Genomic DNA, 14,306 nt, shown 5'->3' on the forward strand with positions numbered 1-14,306 from the left:
AAAACATGTATGATAGGAAGTGGAGAATTTTTGAGTAGGTGGGAATATCATGCAAACAGTAGAAGATTATCTTTCATTCTTACATACGAAAGGATTTAAATTATCAGAGGAAGCACAAGGGTTTATTATGTTCGGGCAAGGATATACTGGTGCATCTGATGGAATTGTGAACGCAGCAATAGAAGCGACAATTAAACATCAATTACAGTTTGATGGCAGTTATTTTGTTGCGTTATTAGAACGATTGAAAGAAGAAGAAATTACAGATAAAAAAAGCGCTAAGGCTTTTATGCGGAAGTTACAAGCGTAACTTCACGCGGCCTGCGCTTCTTTTTTTATTTTGGAAGGTAGTTCAACAAAAATCATGCCTAGAAAAATACATAGACATCCGAAAATAGCAGACATAGAAAGTTGTTCGTTAGCAACGAGAACGCCTGTTAATGCAGCAAAAACGGGCTCCATTGCGAAAATAATTGCTACTCTCGTTGGGGAAGTATGTTTCTGAGCTGATGTTTGAATGAAAAAAGCAATGGATGTCGCAAATAAGGAAGTTAGAAATAGGGCGAATAAAAAGGAATGATTTGTCCATAGCGATACTGAAAATAATTTTTCCCAATCTTCAAACAAAAAAGCGCAAATAGAAGAAAATATACCTACAGCTAATACTTGAGATGTGCTTAGTAATAAAGGTGATATTTTCTTAGAAAAGAAACCGTTAATGAGAATATGGGCAGCGAATGCGATTGCGCAACCGAGAACAAGTATATCTCCTATATTTAATTGAAAAGAATCAGCAGCTGTTAATAAATATAAACCGGCTGTTGCCACAGTGATACCGAGTACGACGAAAATGGTAGCCTTTTGTTTTAAAAAGATAAAAGATAAGATTGGAACCATAACAATGCTTAGTCCTGTTAAGAAACCTGCTTTTGAAGAAGTTGTATAGAGTAAGCCGAATGTTTGTAATAAATAGCCAACGCATAAAAAGAATCCAACAATTAATCCGGCAAAACTACTCTGCTTTATATCTTGTTTCGAAGTTTTTTGTGAGAAAATCATTTGAACAAATAATAAAATAATTCCGGCGAATAAAAAGCGAAGGCCATTAAAAGTAAATGGACCAACGAAAGACATAGCATTTTGAACGACAACAAACGTAGCTCCCCAAATAAAAGAGACAAATAATAAAGCGAGAGGAGCAAGCCACTCTTTTTTCACACTCATACCCCCGTTAATTTTGTAAGATAGCTTTTCTAGCTAATTCATCAGCGACTTTATTTTGACTACTTGGAATCCACTTAATAAAAAAGAGATCGAAACTTTTTATGTACTGTAGTGCTTCCTCTAATAGTGGTGCAAACATTTTATTTTTTGCGTATTCTTTTTCAACAGCTCGCTCGACAAGTTGCGAATCTGTACGAAAAGAGACAATGTTATAATTATGCTCCGTGCAATACTTTAATGCTGCAAGTAAAGCATGATATTCCGCTTCATGATTGGACATTGTTCCAAGTGGTAATGATAATTGTACAGGTGGCTGTATGCCTTTAATAAATACTCCCGCACCAGAAGGACCAGGATTTCCTTTTGATGCACCATCAATATACACTTCAATCAAAATGAGAAACCTCCAAATTATAAGATTATCCCCTAAAAAAATGTTTCTTTGAAGTAGGGGATAGAGTACTTATCCCGCGTTAACGGGCAGTAAGACACCCACCTCAAAACTCGGCTGAAACAATGAAGTTAGGTGGGTGATCAACTGCCCGTAAATGCCCGATTGGTGAAGGCTAATAATCAGTGGGGATGAATATCCCCCACTGATTAAAGTTTCACTTTATCCGATTGTGATGCTGTAACGGCATGTAAATGTTTCATTCGCTTGTAAAGATTGAATTCCTTTTTTTTCCTTGAAATCTTTTGCTGGATTTATTTCATCAGCGATTCCATACCAAGGTTCAATACATAAGAAAGGTGCGTTATCCCCTGATGTCCATACGCCGACAAATGGAAATCCTGCAAATTCTACTTTTACAAATTTATTATGTTTATGAGAACGAATAGAAATTTCATTCGTATTCATATTTTGAAAAATAAGTGCATCATTTTTGAATAAATCGTATGTAAGTGGCAATTCATTCGTATTTTCAGCGATTAATTGTTTTTTACTTGAAAGATAAGGTCCTTCTAATACACTTGTTTCTAAGCGTTCAGAACCGTTAAATGATAGATGATAATCTGTAAATGATTCGCCGTCTAATAGAGGGAAGTTGAATCCAGGGTGCGCTCCGATTGAGAAGAACATCTCTTTTGAAGCAGGATTGTTTACTTCATATGTAACATGTATATTTTGTTCTTCTACCTCATAAGAAATGAGTAGTTCAAATTCGTAAGGATATTTTTTTAATGTTTCTTCATTACTAGTAACGATATAAGTGATTTTTGTTTCACTTTGTTCTTTTACAGAGAACGTAAGATCACGAGCGAAACCGTGCTGAGTTAAAGAATATGGTTTACCATCTACGTAGTATGTATTATCTACTAATCGGCCGACAATTGGGAATAAAATTGGTGCGCGACGTCCCCAATAAGTAGAATCACCTTGCCATAAATATTCTGTGTTATCTTCTTTTAAGCGAACGCTTTGCAATTCTGCACCTTTGTCAGAAATGGAAACGATTACTTTTTCATTTTGTATTGTTGCTGTCATGAAGTGAAACCTCCTAAATCTTTCATATGTTTCATTATACGTTGTCTAAAAGAAAAAAGGTAGTTGATGATAGGAATCTATTGACGAAAGCGTGTCTAATGCGTAAAATATAATCTTGTTGCTTAAAAAACGAATAACGTGGTTCGAAACCATCCCACGTAAAAAAACTAAGGAGATTTTGTCATGAATATAAGAACAATAGTCGGTAATGGTATTATAGCGGCATTATATATTGCTGTTTCTATGCTTATTCAGCCATTTGGCTTTACAGGTGTACAGTTTCGTATTTCAGAGATGTTTAATCATCTCGTTGTATTTAATAAGAAAGCAAGTTACGGAATTGTATTAGGTGTATTTTTAACGAATCTCTTTTTCTCACCTATGGTCGCTTATGATTTAGTATTTGGAGTAGGGCAATCTATTCTTGCATTAGTTGCAACGATTATTTCTATGCGATTCATTAAAGGTGTTTGGGCTCGTATGATTTTTAATACAGTTATCTTTACGATTACAATGTTTATGATTGCAATTGAACTTCATCTTGCATTTGATTTACCATTTATGTGGACTTGGTTAACATGTGCAGCAGGTGAATTCGTAGTAATGGCGATTGGTATGCCTGTAATGTACTGGATTAATAAGCGAGTACAATTTGAAAGATTTATGTAATAGATGAAAGAGCTATTCCAATGGGATAGCTCTTTTTGTATGTGATTATATTGAATATAATACTGTGACTCTTGATAAAATATAATAAAATATAAATAAGAATTCTTATATAAGGGGAATTTAGCATGAAATATAAAATTCATTGGTTATATAAAACAAAACGCGGATTGCAGACGGAATTAACGACAGATTATATGAACATAGAAGAAGTACTTCAATTTGCGGAGGATTTTGAGAAAACAGGAAGAGCGAAAGAACTTTTATTTTACGATGAAATGGATGCAGAATGGTCATTAAAAGAAATGAAGAAGCTGAGTAAACAAGTGGAGGAAGAGATTCAAGAAATACATGTTTATTTTGATGGTGGGTATGATCTTCAGACGAAAGAAGCTGGAGTAGGTATATGTGTGTATTATAAAAAAGGAAATATAAACTACCGAATTCGCCGCAACGCATATATAGAAGGTATATATGATAATAATGAAGCCGAATATGCATCATTATTATACGGTATAAATATACTCGAAGAATTAGGGATTAAGTATGAAGCAGTTACGCTTCGTGGAGACTCTCAAGTTGTACTGCAGCAATTGGCTGGAGAATGGCCTTGCTATGATGAGCATTTAAATCATTACTTAGATCAAATTGAACGAAAGGCGAAGCAAATGAAATTAAAGCTTGTATGTGAGCCAATATCTAGAAAACAAAATAAAGAAGCACATCAATTAGCAACGCAAGCATTAGAAGGGACAGTCATTGATAGTCATAAAGAAATAACCGAATAGAGAGGTGCAAAGGTGGATAAAAAGCAACTCATTACAGAGGTAAATGACTTATTAGAAACGTATTGTGAAGGATGTTTTTTACGAGAACATAATCGGAAAACGAATAGTAAATATTATGCCCATTCATTTTGTATTAGGCAATGTACAGTTGGAGAAACGTTGAAAAAATATGGAGAACAGTTGTCATAAAAAACATCCAGAGAAAACTCTCTGGATGTTTTTTTAGTGCTTCGCTTCATGTAATTGATGCTCGCACTTACTTAATTTCTTTTCCTCATTCATTAAAAATGGCTCATCTAAATCTGTTGCAACAGATTTCATAATCTCAAGTTGAGAGCGAGCTGCTTCTACTGCAGTAGTGGCATGCTCCAGTGTGTCTGGATCCATTGAAATTGTTGCAGAACCTACCATTTTTTGTGCTGTTTCTACACGGAATTTCACTTCTTCAAAATCATTTACTTCTGAACCCATTGTAATTGCCTCCTTTGTGAATTGCGCATTTCACATAGTTTTCGCTCTGTAAAACGGAAATATACAAAGGAATAACAAAGGAGGTTACCAAGTAAGGTAACCTCCTGTCATATGTTGGATTAAAGTTTTACTACGTTAGCAGCTTGAGGTCCACGGTTTCCTTCAGTGATATCGAAAGATACTTCTTGACCTTCTTCTAAAGCTTTGTAGCCGTCACCTTGAATAGCCGAGAAATGTACGAATACATCGTCAGCGCCGTCCATTTCGATAAATCCAAAACCTTTTTCGTTGTTAAACCATTTTACTTTTCCTTGCATGTTACAATTCCTCCTAAAAACATTTGCTTTTTTCATTTAGTGAAATTCATTTGAAAAGATAATATAAACTAAAAATGCTATAATCTTGAATATTCTGCTAAATGATTAATTTAAATATACACGAATTGGTAGAAATTAGTCAAGTAAGCGATTTTATTTTTTGTATTTTTAAATAATTTTCTGGTCAAATGTTCAAAAAGGTATAGGACAGGCTGGTTATGTAATATTCTTTATTGAATGCTATACATAATGAGGTGAAAGAATGAACGAGTCGTACTTATTAGATAATGAAGGAATGAGAATGAGAACGGATATACCGAATTGGGTTGCAAAAGAATTTCAAAATTTTTCAAGCGTCGTGTTAGATGCAACTTTCCCATGTTATTTCGGTTTAACAGCGTTGAAAAAGAATGAACTTCGTTATTCATTTCTTTCTCATAATGATTGGAGTCATTTGCCACATACAATGTTATCTTTTTTAGAGTTAATGAAAGAGCGACCGATTGTAAGAAGAGGCTTTTTTCTTTTTGTGGAACCGGAATGTGAAGAACAATCACTTGAATATTATCGTGATTACTTTTGGAAAGTACTACAGTATTTACATGAACACGATAATCAAACATGGCCGCAGCAAGTTCCTGAAGATCCAAATCATTATTTATGGGAATTTTCATTCGGTGGTGAACCGATATTTGCATTTGGGAATGCACCGGCTTATAAACAGAGAAAGACTAGGCATTTAGGAAATTCACTCGTTATTGGATTTCAGCCACGTACCATTTTCGATGGATTAGAAGGTGATCGTCCCAAAGGGGCGTATTCAAGACAAATGGTTCGTGAACGAGTTGAAAAGTGGGATCAGCTGCCGAAACATCCTAACATTAGTCATTACGGTGATCCTGACCATCGAGAATGGAAACAATATTTTATTGGAGACGATATTGAGCCAATAAAAGAGAAATGTCCTTTTCATCATAAGGTAGAGAAATAAGAGCCATCATCTAGATGGCTCTTTTGTATATTTTGGATAAAAAAGGGTATTTTATTATGAAAGCTAGTCTATTTTTAAAGGTTACATCATTACTTAATAGTAAAGGAAGTAGAAAGGATAGAGCGATGTTTGGAGCAATTATACAGCAAATTGTATTAGGTATTTCATTAGCGGCACCAGTAGGTCCAATTAATATTGAAATGTTAAAACGAGGAATTGAACGCGGGTTTTGGCATGCGTGGGTTGTTGGAATTGGTGGAATGACTGCAGATATTTTGTTTATGCTTCTCATTTATTTCGGTTTATCTTCTGTGTTTATGTATACATACGTACAAGCTTTTATGTACTGCACGGGGTTTTTCTTATTATTTTATTTAGGATTTCAAAGTGTAAAACAAGGAATTTCCCACTCGAATATGGAATATAAAAAAGAAGAGGTAGGTGGCCTTAAACAATCGTTTATGGCAGGATTTTTAATTGCTATATCCAATCCATTAAATCTTGTTTTTTGGTTTGGTATATATGGAAGCACACTTAGCTCATTGCTTACGAAGGTAACGAAACAAGAAGCTTTCTTGTACAGTCTATGCATTATTGTTGGTATTATTTTATGGAATTTAAATATTGCTTTTTCTGTACATTTTGGAAGGACTTTATTAAAACAGAAAGCACTTGGCTACATAACAGCCGGAGCAGGTATTATTTTAGTAGGATATTCTATCCATTTTGCATACAAAGCTTTACAGTTGTTCACATAAGATTGAAGGGGAGATTTTTATGTATCGAACCACTATTGACGGAAAAGAAATTATTATTACGTTAGCACCAAAAATCCGAAAAGAAATTACTGATAGGGATCCATTATATGAAGCGGTATTTAATACTGCAGCCAGATTGCTACAAACGAAACAACCAACGTTTGCAGTAAATCATGAAGTATTTGGACTCATTATTGGAGAGGTACAAAGGGGAGAAGTAACAGTGTTTGCAGTAGAACACATTATTCCGAAGCAAAATATATTTGGAACAAACAATTTTTTCTCGACAATAGAACAGCGGGCAAATTTGTAAAGTGAATAGAAAAGAAATAGTCGTAACGATACGTTGCGGCTGTTTTTTTTGAAAAAGGGGAAGTAAGATGAAGAGAGTAGGGAAAGAGTTCTTTTTACAGCATGATATTGTTATTATGTATAGTATTTTATTTATTTTCATCATTATTTTAAAAATGCAATTTTTCACATGGATCGGTATGTTAGCGTGTCTGTTTGGTATTGTTTTTTATACGCTTAACGAATATATGACCCATCGTTTTTTATTCCATTTAAAGCCGCCTAAAAACGTATTTTTATTAAAAATGTTAAGAAGATTACATTATGATCATCACGTATACCCAGATGATTTGAAACTTTTATTTTTGCCTGTATGGTTTAGTGTACCTAGCTTTACTATATATTTACTTATATCATATGGTATTACAAAAAGTGTTACCGTTACACTTTCATTTGGAATCGGAATGATTATCATGCTCCTTGTTTATGAATGGAAACGTTATATTGCACATAAGCCGATTCGTCCCGTCACTAAGTTTGGAAGGTGGCTAAAAAAACAGCATATATTACACCATTATAAAAACGAAAAGTTTTGGTTTGGTGTTTCAAATCCAGTATTCGATTTTATATTTGGAACGCTTAAAGATGGAAAAGACGTTGAATTAAGCACCACTTCTTTCTTAACGAGGAAAAAATGTGTACGGGTATTTGTTAGAATCGGGCTAATAATCGGTGTGGGGTGTACGAAACCCATACGGATTTAAGTTGCACTTTATTGTGAAAAAGTATATTAAAAATTTAGAGAAAATTGACGAAAAATGTCTACCGAAAAATCTTTGCAGGAATGTATGGATTGTCTAAAATGAAATTAAGTTTCTGAATATTTATAAAATTTAGTCTTTGTGTATGCGAAGGGGAAGTGTATTTCGAGTTGGAGAGGGGAGTAGGGGATGAAACGAGATGATACGTCAGCACGTAAGTTGCAAAATGAAGTGAATTATACAGAGGTTGTTCAGTCAGAAGAATTTCAATTGTTATTAAATACGAAGAAGAAGTTTATCGTTCCAATGAGTATTTTCTTTTTCAGTTTTTTTATTGCGCTACCTATTTTAACATCGTATTCGAAAGTGCTTAATACACCAGCATTCGGTGATGTGACATGGGCATGGGTATTTGCTTTTGCGCAATTTATTATGACATGGTCATTATGTATGATTTATAGTAAGAAAGCTCAATCCTTTGATGAAATTTCGCGGAAAATTCTACAAGATATGCAAAAAGGGAGGAGTTGAATTTGAATACTACTGCGTTTGCACTATTTTTAATTATTGTTCTTGGTACGCTCGTCATAACCTATTTTGCATCGAAAAAAACGAAAAATGCGAGTGAGTTTTATACGGCTGGAGGGGGATTAACGGGTTGGCAAAATGGTCTGGCCATTGCTGGGGATTATATGTCTGCTGCGTCATTCCTCGGTATTGCTGGAGCGATAGCGTTAACTGGATTTGATGGATTTTTTTATAGTATTGGATTTTTAGTTGCGTATTTAGTTGTATTATACCTAGTTGCAGAACCGCTTAGAAATTTAGGGAAGTACACATTGGCAGATATGATTGCAGCGCGTTTTGATGCGAAAAAAGTTCGCGGTATTGCTGCCCTGAATACGATGACAATTTCAATTTTTTATATGATTGCCCAATTAGTCGGTGCGGGTGCACTTATTAAATTATTATTAGGAATAGAATATACGACAGCAGTTTTAATCGTTGGCACATTAATGACAGTGTACGTTATTTTTGGTGGTATGACTGCTACGAGTTGGGTACAAATTGTTAAGGCTGTATTACTAATGGCTGGTACATTTATTATTTCTGTTATCGTTTTTGCAAAATTTAATTTTAGTGTGACTGAAATGTTTGCTCAAATGAAAACAGCTACACCATTAAAAGATTCGTTTTTAAATCCAGGAGTAAAGTATAAAGATGGTCTTGATACACTGTCTTTAAATTTAGGACTAGTCCTTGGTACAGCTGGATTACCACATATTCTTGTGCGCTTTTTTACAGTGCGAGATGCAAAAACGGCACGTCAATCTGTTGTGTATGCGACATGGTTAATTGGCGCATTTTATATTATGACAATTTTCTTAGGGTTTGGAGCAGCAGCGTTTGTAGGAAATGAGGCAATTATTAAAGCAAATCCAGCTGGTAATATGGCAGCACCTTTATTAGCTAAAGCATTAGGTGGGGACTTCTTATTTGCATTCGTATCAGCCATTGCCTTTGCAACCATTTTAGCTGTAGTAGCAGGACTTGTATTAACAGCAGCATCAGCATTTGCGCATGATTTTTATAACGAGATTATCCGTAAAGGAAAGTCTACGGAAAAAGAGCAAGTGTCAATGGCTCGTTATGCTTCGATTGGAGTAGCTGTAGTATCTATTATACTTGCGTTATTTGCGCAAACCTTAAACGTAGCATTTTTAGTTTCATTAGCATTTGCAGTCGCGGCTAGTGCAAACTTACCAGTTATATTATTTACAATCTATTGGAAGCGTTTTAATACAACGGGTGCCATTTCTGGTATGGTCGTTGGACTCGTATCAGCAATTGTTCTTGTAGCGTTAAGTCCAAACGTCTGGAACCCTGTAGCTGGAAAAGCTATTTTTGTTGGAGAAGCCTTATTCCCATATACGACACCTGGCATTATTTCGATTCCGCTTGGTTTCCTAGCAGCATATTTAGGAACTATTTTCTCTAGTAAGAAAGAAGATGTAGCGAAGTTTGATGAAATTCTTGTGAAATCGAATACTGGTCATGGTATTAGCGACGCATCTTCACATTAAAAAAGAGGAGCTTTTCGTATTAAAAGAAAAGCTCTTTTTCTTTTGTCATTTTCTTATAAAGTGAAACTTTAATCAGTGGGGGGCATGCTCACTGATTATTAGCCCGCACCAATCGGGCTTTTACGGGCAGTTAATCTCCCACCTAACTTCTTTGCTCCAGCTGAATTTTGGGGTGGGTGTGTTACTGCCCGTTAATGCGGGATAAATATTACTGTGTTGTAAGTAGGATTTGTCATAATTTTGTGGAATGAAAATAAGCAGGGAGAAATTTAAATCATCATGGCACCAGCGCAGCTTTTGTGAAAAATAAGTTGTTATGGAAGGTGGAAGAAATGATGAAAACGAAACAAACTGACGAATTATTAGCAAAAGATGAGCAATATGTTTGGCACGGCATGCGTCCCTTTAGTCCAAGTAGTACAATGGTAGGGGCAAAAGCAGAAGGGTGCTGGGTTGAAGATATACATGGAAAAAGATATTTAGATGGTATGAGTGGTCTTTGGTGTGTGAATAGTGGGTACGGAAGAAAAGAACTCGCAGAAGCGGCTTATGAACAATTACAAACATTATCGTACTTTCCGATGTCGCAATCACATGAGCCAGCAATAAAGCTTGCTGAAAAGTTAAATGAGTGGCTTGGAGGAGAATATGTTATTTTCTTCTCAAATAGTGGGTCAGAAGCGAATGAAACAGCTTTTAAAATAGCAAGGCAATACTATGCACATAAAGGTGAACCACATCGTTATAAATTTATGTCACGTTACCGAGGATATCATGGAAATACAATGGCGACAATGGCAGCGACGGGACAAGCGCAGCGTAGATATCAATATGAGCCTTTTGCCTCAGGATTTTTACACGTAACACCGCCAGATTGTTATCGTATGCCAGAAATGGAATCACAAAATATTTATGATGTAGAGTGTGTGAAAGAAGTAGATCGTGTTATGACATGGGAATTAAGTGAAACGATAGCCGCATTTATTATGGAGCCGATCATTACAGGCGGAGGTATTTTAATGCCACCACAAGACTATATGAAAGCTGTTCATGAAACATGTCAAAAACACGGTGCGCTACTCATTAGTGATGAAGTGATTTGTGGTTTCGGGCGTACAGGAAAAGCATTTGGATTTATGAACTATGATGTTAAGCCTGATATCGTTACGATGGCGAAAGGTATTACGAGTGCATACTTACCATTATCAGCAACAGCTGTGAAAAAAGAAATTTATGAAGCATTTAAAGGAACTGGGGAATATGAATTTTTCCGCCATATTAATACATTTGGTGGAAACCCGGCGGCTTGTGCATTAGCACTTAAAAACTTAGAGATTATGGAAAATGAAGATTTAATTGGACGCTCTGCACAAATGGGCTCACTTTTATTAGAGCAATTAAAAGAAGAAATCGGGGAACATCCGCTAGTTGGAAATATTAGAGGGAAAGGTCTATTAGTAGGAATTGAACTAGTAAATGATAAAGAGACGAAAGAACCAATTGATAACGACAAAATCGCGACTGTTGTAAATGCTTGTAAAGAAAAAGGTTTAATTATAGGACGAAACGGTATGACAACAGCAGGGTATAATAATGTTTTAACATTAGCGCCGCCTCTTGTTATTTCAAGTGAAGAAATTGCTTTCGTTGTTGGTACGTTGAAGACAGCGATGGAGCGTATTTAATCAAATAAAAGAACAAAAGTGAGCTGTAATATAAGGCTCGCTTTTGTTTATTACGTGAAATATGGTAGTTTTTTAAAGGGAGGGGATATGAATGGAGAAATATGATCCTAGTCAACATTATCACATCGGATATTATGAAGATGGATATGATTTAGAAGTGACAGCGTACAAAAGAATAAAGGAACCAGTTTGGGATGCTTATATTCCGCACTATGAGGTAGACGATTTTTATAAGAAAGTGGAGGAAATGAAGCTAGGTGAATATATCGATGACTATGGCATTAAAGTATATTCATTTCGTGATAATATTGATGATGAAGAAGCAAGGACTATTTTTGAAAAATGGTTAAAGACGAATGAGATTGTTTAAAGAGAAAATGAAAAAGGAGATTACTATTTTATAAAATAGTAATCTCCTTTTATTATAGTAAACTTATTTACTTGCTTTCATTGCTTTATCTTTGGCACCAAAAGTGTATTTTAACATTGGTGGTGTAATCATTGTAGTTAAAATAACGACAATAACGATAGCTGTAAAGTAATCTTGTGCTAATAGTCCAGAAGAAAGACCTGTTCCTGCGATGATAAGTGCAACTTCACCACGTGAAACCATTCCAGCACCGATAATTGCAGAAGACTTTGCATCAAATCCAGTCATGCGTGCACCAAATCCACAACCGATTAGTTTTGTGAAGACAGCGATAACTGTTAATGCTAAGATGAACCAAATTTGATTACCAATACCATCAAATGTAATATTCATACCGATACTAACAAAGAATACTGGAACGAACATTGCGTAAGCAATCGGTTCTACTTTCTTTTCTACTTCATGTTTGTAGTTCGTTTGAGAAATTGCGATACCAGCTGCGAAAGCACCGATAATACCAGCAATTCCTAATAATTCGCCGAAATATGCGAATGAGAAACAGATAATAAGAGCCGCGCTCACGATAGACTCAGATACGCGTAGTGGTGATAACCAACGCATAATCGCTGGAACACCTTTCCATCCGATTAAAATAATAGAAGCGAAGAATACGACCTTCTTCAAGATAACCATTGTTAAGTTAACATCGTCTGTACCTAAGAAGCTCATTGCGAATGCTAATAAAATAACAACAAGAATGTCATCAAATACAGCTGCTCCAAGCATCGTTGTACTTTCACGTGTTTTCATCTTACCTAAATCGCGAAGTGTTTGAACGGAAATACTAACACTTGTCGCACATAGAAGTAATCCTAAAAATACAGCGTTCCCTTGTTCCATTCCCATAACAAGACCGGAAATATAACCACCTACGAATGGAAGAATGATACCTCCGAGTGCAACTGCTAAAGAAGAGTTACGATTTGCATTTAATTCTTCTAAGTCTGTTTCAAGTCCAGCCATAAACATTAAAAGAATAACACCAACATTACTTAATTGTGTTAGAAGTTCTGAGTTTTCAATCCAACCAAATACGGCTGGACCGATAACGATACCGACAATTAATTTACCGAGTACAGAAGGTTGACCTAATCTAACACTAAGGTCACCAGCAAGCTTTGTACTTAATAAAATAAGTGCAATTTGAAAGAAAAATTCGAATTCCATTTGATCCTCTCCTTATCACTTTGTATTTTTATTAAACGATTTCTCGGAATTTGCCTAATGAAAATATGTAAAAACCATTAAACAAAGGGTCTAATTACAAGTTCTTTTGAACTTGTAATTTGAACCTGTAATCAATATATAATAAAATTTATAAAAAATCAATGAAAAAATAGCAGATTTTCATGATGAGATTCGATTTAGGTATAGAGGGAATCAATATATAATAAGAAGAAATAAGGAAACATTTTTAATGAATTGGAGAATGGAATATGTTAATAAACAAACGCTTTACAATTGGAGAAATGGCAAAAATGCATAATATCGCAGAATCTACATTAAGGTATTATGATGAAAAAGGAATTTTTCACCCGTCTATTGTCGATCCGCAAACGAATTATCGTTATTACACAATTGATCAGTTTTCACTGTTAGATACGATTAAATTTTTACGACAGTTAAATATTCCGTTAAAGGAAATTAAGAAATATATTGATGAGCGGAACCCATCTTATGCGCTTAATTTACTTGAAAAGCAACAAGAAATGATGTTAAAGAAGCAAAGAGAAATTGAGTATGCTTTAGCAAAAATGGAACATAGAATTTATGTAATTAAGGAAGCGACGAAAGTAAAAGCTGAAAAAATCATAGTTAAAGAAATCCCGCAGCGAAAGATTACAGCGATTGCGGTTGCACCAAATACAACAGATGATATGTTTGAGTATTATATCCATTCGTTGCAGAAGAATATGAAACAAATAGATAATAGCTTATTCTCTGGAGATATCGGTGTAACGGTTGCCAAAAAAGCATTAATTCAAAATGAATTTCAATCATACAATAGTGTTTTTATTCTTTTGGATTATATGCCTTTTCAAGTACATAGTTCAGATGAAATTAAAGCAGGTATATTTGCGTGTGCTTATCATCATGGACCATATGAAGAAACAGATGAAACATACAAGGAGTTAATGAAATACATCTCTCAAGAGGGATATGAAGTGAGCGGAGATTCGATTGAGATTGCATTAATTGATTGGTCTGTAACAGAAAATCCAGAGGAGCAAGTAACGGAAATTCAAATCCCTATAATGAAAAAACAATGAAATAAGGTGTAAGACTCGTACTAATTACAAATCGGCATCAATGACGATAATTAAGTTACCTATTTTTAAATTCTCTCTTGACAT

19 protein-coding genes and 1 riboswitch are annotated in these 14,306 nt (G+C 35.0%); of the genes, 13 read left to right on the forward strand and 6 right to left on the reverse strand.

The genetic code is table 11. The features are described 5' to 3' along the window. The first annotated feature begins 49 nt into the window (after positions 1–49). Entirely contained in the window at positions 50–310 is a 261-nt protein-coding gene (locus BTOYO_RS21225) for a DUF6123 family protein (RefSeq protein ID WP_001195212.1), read from the forward strand. A 2-nt stretch (positions 311–312) separates the two neighbouring features. Here the strand turns inward: BTOYO_RS21225 and BTOYO_RS21230 are convergent, their stop codons facing one another. The 3 genes from BTOYO_RS21230 to BTOYO_RS21240 all read right to left on the reverse strand — a co-directional run bounded on the left by BTOYO_RS21230 (position 313) and on the right by BTOYO_RS21240 (position 2,710). Next, positions 313–1,218, reverse strand: a complete 906-nt coding sequence (locus BTOYO_RS21230; protein ID WP_000712625.1) for a DMT family transporter — start codon at positions 1,216–1,218, stop codon at positions 313–315. A gap of 13 nt (positions 1,219–1,231) precedes the next feature. After that, a complete protein-coding gene (locus BTOYO_RS21235; RefSeq protein ID WP_000573867.1) occupies positions 1,232–1,618 on the reverse strand; it encodes a reverse transcriptase-like protein in 387 nt (128 codons plus the stop codon). Positions 1,619–1,837: 219 nt separating this feature from the next. Further along, complete coding sequence (locus tag BTOYO_RS21240) at positions 1,838–2,710, reverse strand: aldose 1-epimerase family protein (protein ID WP_023441204.1); 873 nt, start codon at positions 2,708–2,710, stop codon at positions 1,838–1,840. 132 nt (positions 2,711–2,842) lie between these two features. Next, positions 2,843–2,887, forward strand: a riboswitch (PreQ1 riboswitch). A gap of 6 nt (positions 2,888–2,893) precedes the next feature. Between BTOYO_RS21240 and BTOYO_RS21245 the strand changes: the two genes are divergently transcribed. From BTOYO_RS21245 to BTOYO_RS21255, 3 genes are all read left to right on the forward strand, one after another. After that, positions 2,894–3,379, forward strand: coding sequence for a QueT transporter family protein (locus BTOYO_RS21245; RefSeq protein ID WP_001026463.1), 486 nt, complete (start codon positions 2,894–2,896; stop codon positions 3,377–3,379). A 125-nt stretch (positions 3,380–3,504) separates the two neighbouring features. Next, positions 3,505–4,164 (forward strand): ribonuclease H family protein, encoded by a 660-nt coding sequence (locus BTOYO_RS21250; protein ID WP_000875536.1) that lies wholly within the window; start codon positions 3,505–3,507, stop codon positions 4,162–4,164. A gap of 12 nt (positions 4,165–4,176) precedes the next feature. Continuing rightward, positions 4,177–4,353: a zinc-finger domain-containing protein gene (locus BTOYO_RS21255; RefSeq protein ID WP_000358801.1), complete on the forward strand. Its 177-nt coding sequence runs from the start codon at positions 4,177–4,179 to the stop codon at positions 4,351–4,353. A gap of 33 nt (positions 4,354–4,386) precedes the next feature. Here BTOYO_RS21255 and BTOYO_RS21260 read toward each other — a convergent pair whose 3' ends face one another. Further along, positions 4,387–4,635 (reverse strand): DUF2564 family protein, encoded by a 249-nt coding sequence (locus tag BTOYO_RS21260; RefSeq protein ID WP_000534393.1) that lies wholly within the window; start codon positions 4,633–4,635, stop codon positions 4,387–4,389. Between the two features lie 119 nt (positions 4,636–4,754). Further along, on the reverse strand, positions 4,755–4,952 hold the full coding sequence (cspB, locus tag BTOYO_RS21265) for a cold shock-like protein CspB (protein ID WP_001161728.1): 198 nt from the start codon (positions 4,950–4,952) through the stop codon (positions 4,755–4,757). Between the two features lie 262 nt (positions 4,953–5,214). Here cspB and BTOYO_RS21270 point away from each other — a divergent pair, with 262 nt between their 5' ends. From BTOYO_RS21270 to BTOYO_RS21305, 8 genes are all read left to right on the forward strand, one after another. Continuing rightward, positions 5,215–5,943 carry a YqcI/YcgG family protein gene (locus BTOYO_RS21270; protein ID WP_001005935.1) on the forward strand — a complete coding sequence of 243 codons (729 nt, stop codon included), beginning with the start codon at positions 5,215–5,217 and terminating at the stop codon, positions 5,941–5,943. Between the two features lie 125 nt (positions 5,944–6,068). Further along, complete coding sequence (locus BTOYO_RS21275) at positions 6,069–6,701, forward strand: LysE family transporter (RefSeq protein WP_000466560.1); 633 nt, start codon at positions 6,069–6,071, stop codon at positions 6,699–6,701. 19 nt (positions 6,702–6,720) lie between these two features. Next, complete coding sequence (locus BTOYO_RS21280) at positions 6,721–7,014, forward strand: hypothetical protein (protein ID WP_000286358.1); 294 nt, start codon at positions 6,721–6,723, stop codon at positions 7,012–7,014. Between the two features lie 67 nt (positions 7,015–7,081). Further along, positions 7,082–7,756 (forward strand): sterol desaturase family protein, encoded by a 675-nt coding sequence (locus tag BTOYO_RS21285; RefSeq protein ID WP_000832143.1) that lies wholly within the window; start codon positions 7,082–7,084, stop codon positions 7,754–7,756. Positions 7,757–7,942: 186 nt separating this feature from the next. After that, the gene (locus BTOYO_RS21290; protein WP_000817371.1) at positions 7,943–8,284 is read left to right on the forward strand and encodes a DUF485 domain-containing protein; all 342 of its coding nucleotides are present in this window, start codon (positions 7,943–7,945) and stop codon (positions 8,282–8,284) included. A gap of 2 nt (positions 8,285–8,286) precedes the next feature. Then, the gene (locus tag BTOYO_RS21295; protein WP_001098226.1) at positions 8,287–9,837 is read left to right on the forward strand and encodes a solute symporter family protein; all 1,551 of its coding nucleotides are present in this window, start codon (positions 8,287–8,289) and stop codon (positions 9,835–9,837) included. A gap of 335 nt (positions 9,838–10,172) precedes the next feature. After that, positions 10,173–11,522: an aspartate aminotransferase family protein gene (locus BTOYO_RS21300; RefSeq protein WP_000850992.1), complete on the forward strand. Its 1,350-nt coding sequence runs from the start codon at positions 10,173–10,175 to the stop codon at positions 11,520–11,522. A gap of 91 nt (positions 11,523–11,613) precedes the next feature. Next, positions 11,614–11,892 (forward strand): DUF3986 family protein, encoded by a 279-nt coding sequence (locus tag BTOYO_RS21305; protein WP_000417075.1) that lies wholly within the window; start codon positions 11,614–11,616, stop codon positions 11,890–11,892. Between the two features lie 63 nt (positions 11,893–11,955). On the opposite strand, the gene BTOYO_RS21310 is transcribed toward BTOYO_RS21305, so the two are convergent. Continuing rightward, on the reverse strand, positions 11,956–13,119 hold the full coding sequence (locus BTOYO_RS21310) for a cation:proton antiporter (protein WP_000393881.1): 1,164 nt from the start codon (positions 13,117–13,119) through the stop codon (positions 11,956–11,958). A gap of 269 nt (positions 13,120–13,388) precedes the next feature. Here BTOYO_RS21310 and BTOYO_RS21315 point away from each other — a divergent pair, with 269 nt between their 5' ends. Then, complete coding sequence (locus tag BTOYO_RS21315) at positions 13,389–14,222, forward strand: MerR family transcriptional regulator (protein ID WP_000906738.1); 834 nt, start codon at positions 13,389–13,391, stop codon at positions 14,220–14,222. The last annotated feature ends 84 nt before the right edge of the window (positions 14,223–14,306 follow it).

Source organism: Bacillus toyonensis BCT-7112 (assembly GCF_000496285.1).
GTDB lineage: Bacteria > Bacillota > Bacilli > Bacillales > Bacillaceae_G > Bacillus_A > Bacillus_A toyonensis.

What these genes read in the sequence shown, in the direction of transcription:
- BTOYO_RS21225 (WP_001195212.1), top strand. Translation starts at nt 50, where the DNA reads ATGCAAACAGTAGAAGATTATCTTTCATTCTTACATACGAAAGGATTT.
- BTOYO_RS21260 (WP_000534393.1), bottom strand. Translation starts at nt 4,635, where the DNA reads ATGGGTTCAGAAGTAAATGATTTTGAAGAAGTGAAATTCCGTGTAGAA.
- BTOYO_RS21290 (WP_000817371.1), top strand. Translation starts at nt 7,943, where the DNA reads ATGAAACGAGATGATACGTCAGCACGTAAGTTGCAAAATGAAGTGAAT.
- BTOYO_RS21285 (WP_000832143.1), top strand. Translation starts at nt 7,082, where the DNA reads ATGAAGAGAGTAGGGAAAGAGTTCTTTTTACAGCATGATATTGTTATT.
- BTOYO_RS21300 (WP_000850992.1), top strand. Translation starts at nt 10,173, where the DNA reads ATGAAAACGAAACAAACTGACGAATTATTAGCAAAAGATGAGCAATAT.
- BTOYO_RS21245 (WP_001026463.1), top strand. Translation starts at nt 2,894, where the DNA reads ATGAATATAAGAACAATAGTCGGTAATGGTATTATAGCGGCATTATAT.
- BTOYO_RS21275 (WP_000466560.1), top strand. Translation starts at nt 6,069, where the DNA reads ATGTTTGGAGCAATTATACAGCAAATTGTATTAGGTATTTCATTAGCG.
- BTOYO_RS21270 (WP_001005935.1), top strand. Translation starts at nt 5,215, where the DNA reads ATGAACGAGTCGTACTTATTAGATAATGAAGGAATGAGAATGAGAACG.
- BTOYO_RS21305 (WP_000417075.1), top strand. Translation starts at nt 11,614, where the DNA reads ATGGAGAAATATGATCCTAGTCAACATTATCACATCGGATATTATGAA.
- BTOYO_RS21240 (WP_023441204.1), bottom strand. Translation starts at nt 2,710, where the DNA reads ATGACAGCAACAATACAAAATGAAAAAGTAATCGTTTCCATTTCTGAC.
- BTOYO_RS21250 (WP_000875536.1), top strand. Translation starts at nt 3,505, where the DNA reads ATGAAATATAAAATTCATTGGTTATATAAAACAAAACGCGGATTGCAG.
- BTOYO_RS21310 (WP_000393881.1), bottom strand. Translation starts at nt 13,119, where the DNA reads ATGGAATTCGAATTTTTCTTTCAAATTGCACTTATTTTATTAAGTACA.
- cspB (WP_001161728.1), bottom strand. Translation starts at nt 4,952, where the DNA reads ATGCAAGGAAAAGTAAAATGGTTTAACAACGAAAAAGGTTTTGGATTT.
- BTOYO_RS21280 (WP_000286358.1), top strand. Translation starts at nt 6,721, where the DNA reads ATGTATCGAACCACTATTGACGGAAAAGAAATTATTATTACGTTAGCA.
- BTOYO_RS21315 (WP_000906738.1), top strand. Translation starts at nt 13,389, where the DNA reads ATGTTAATAAACAAACGCTTTACAATTGGAGAAATGGCAAAAATGCAT.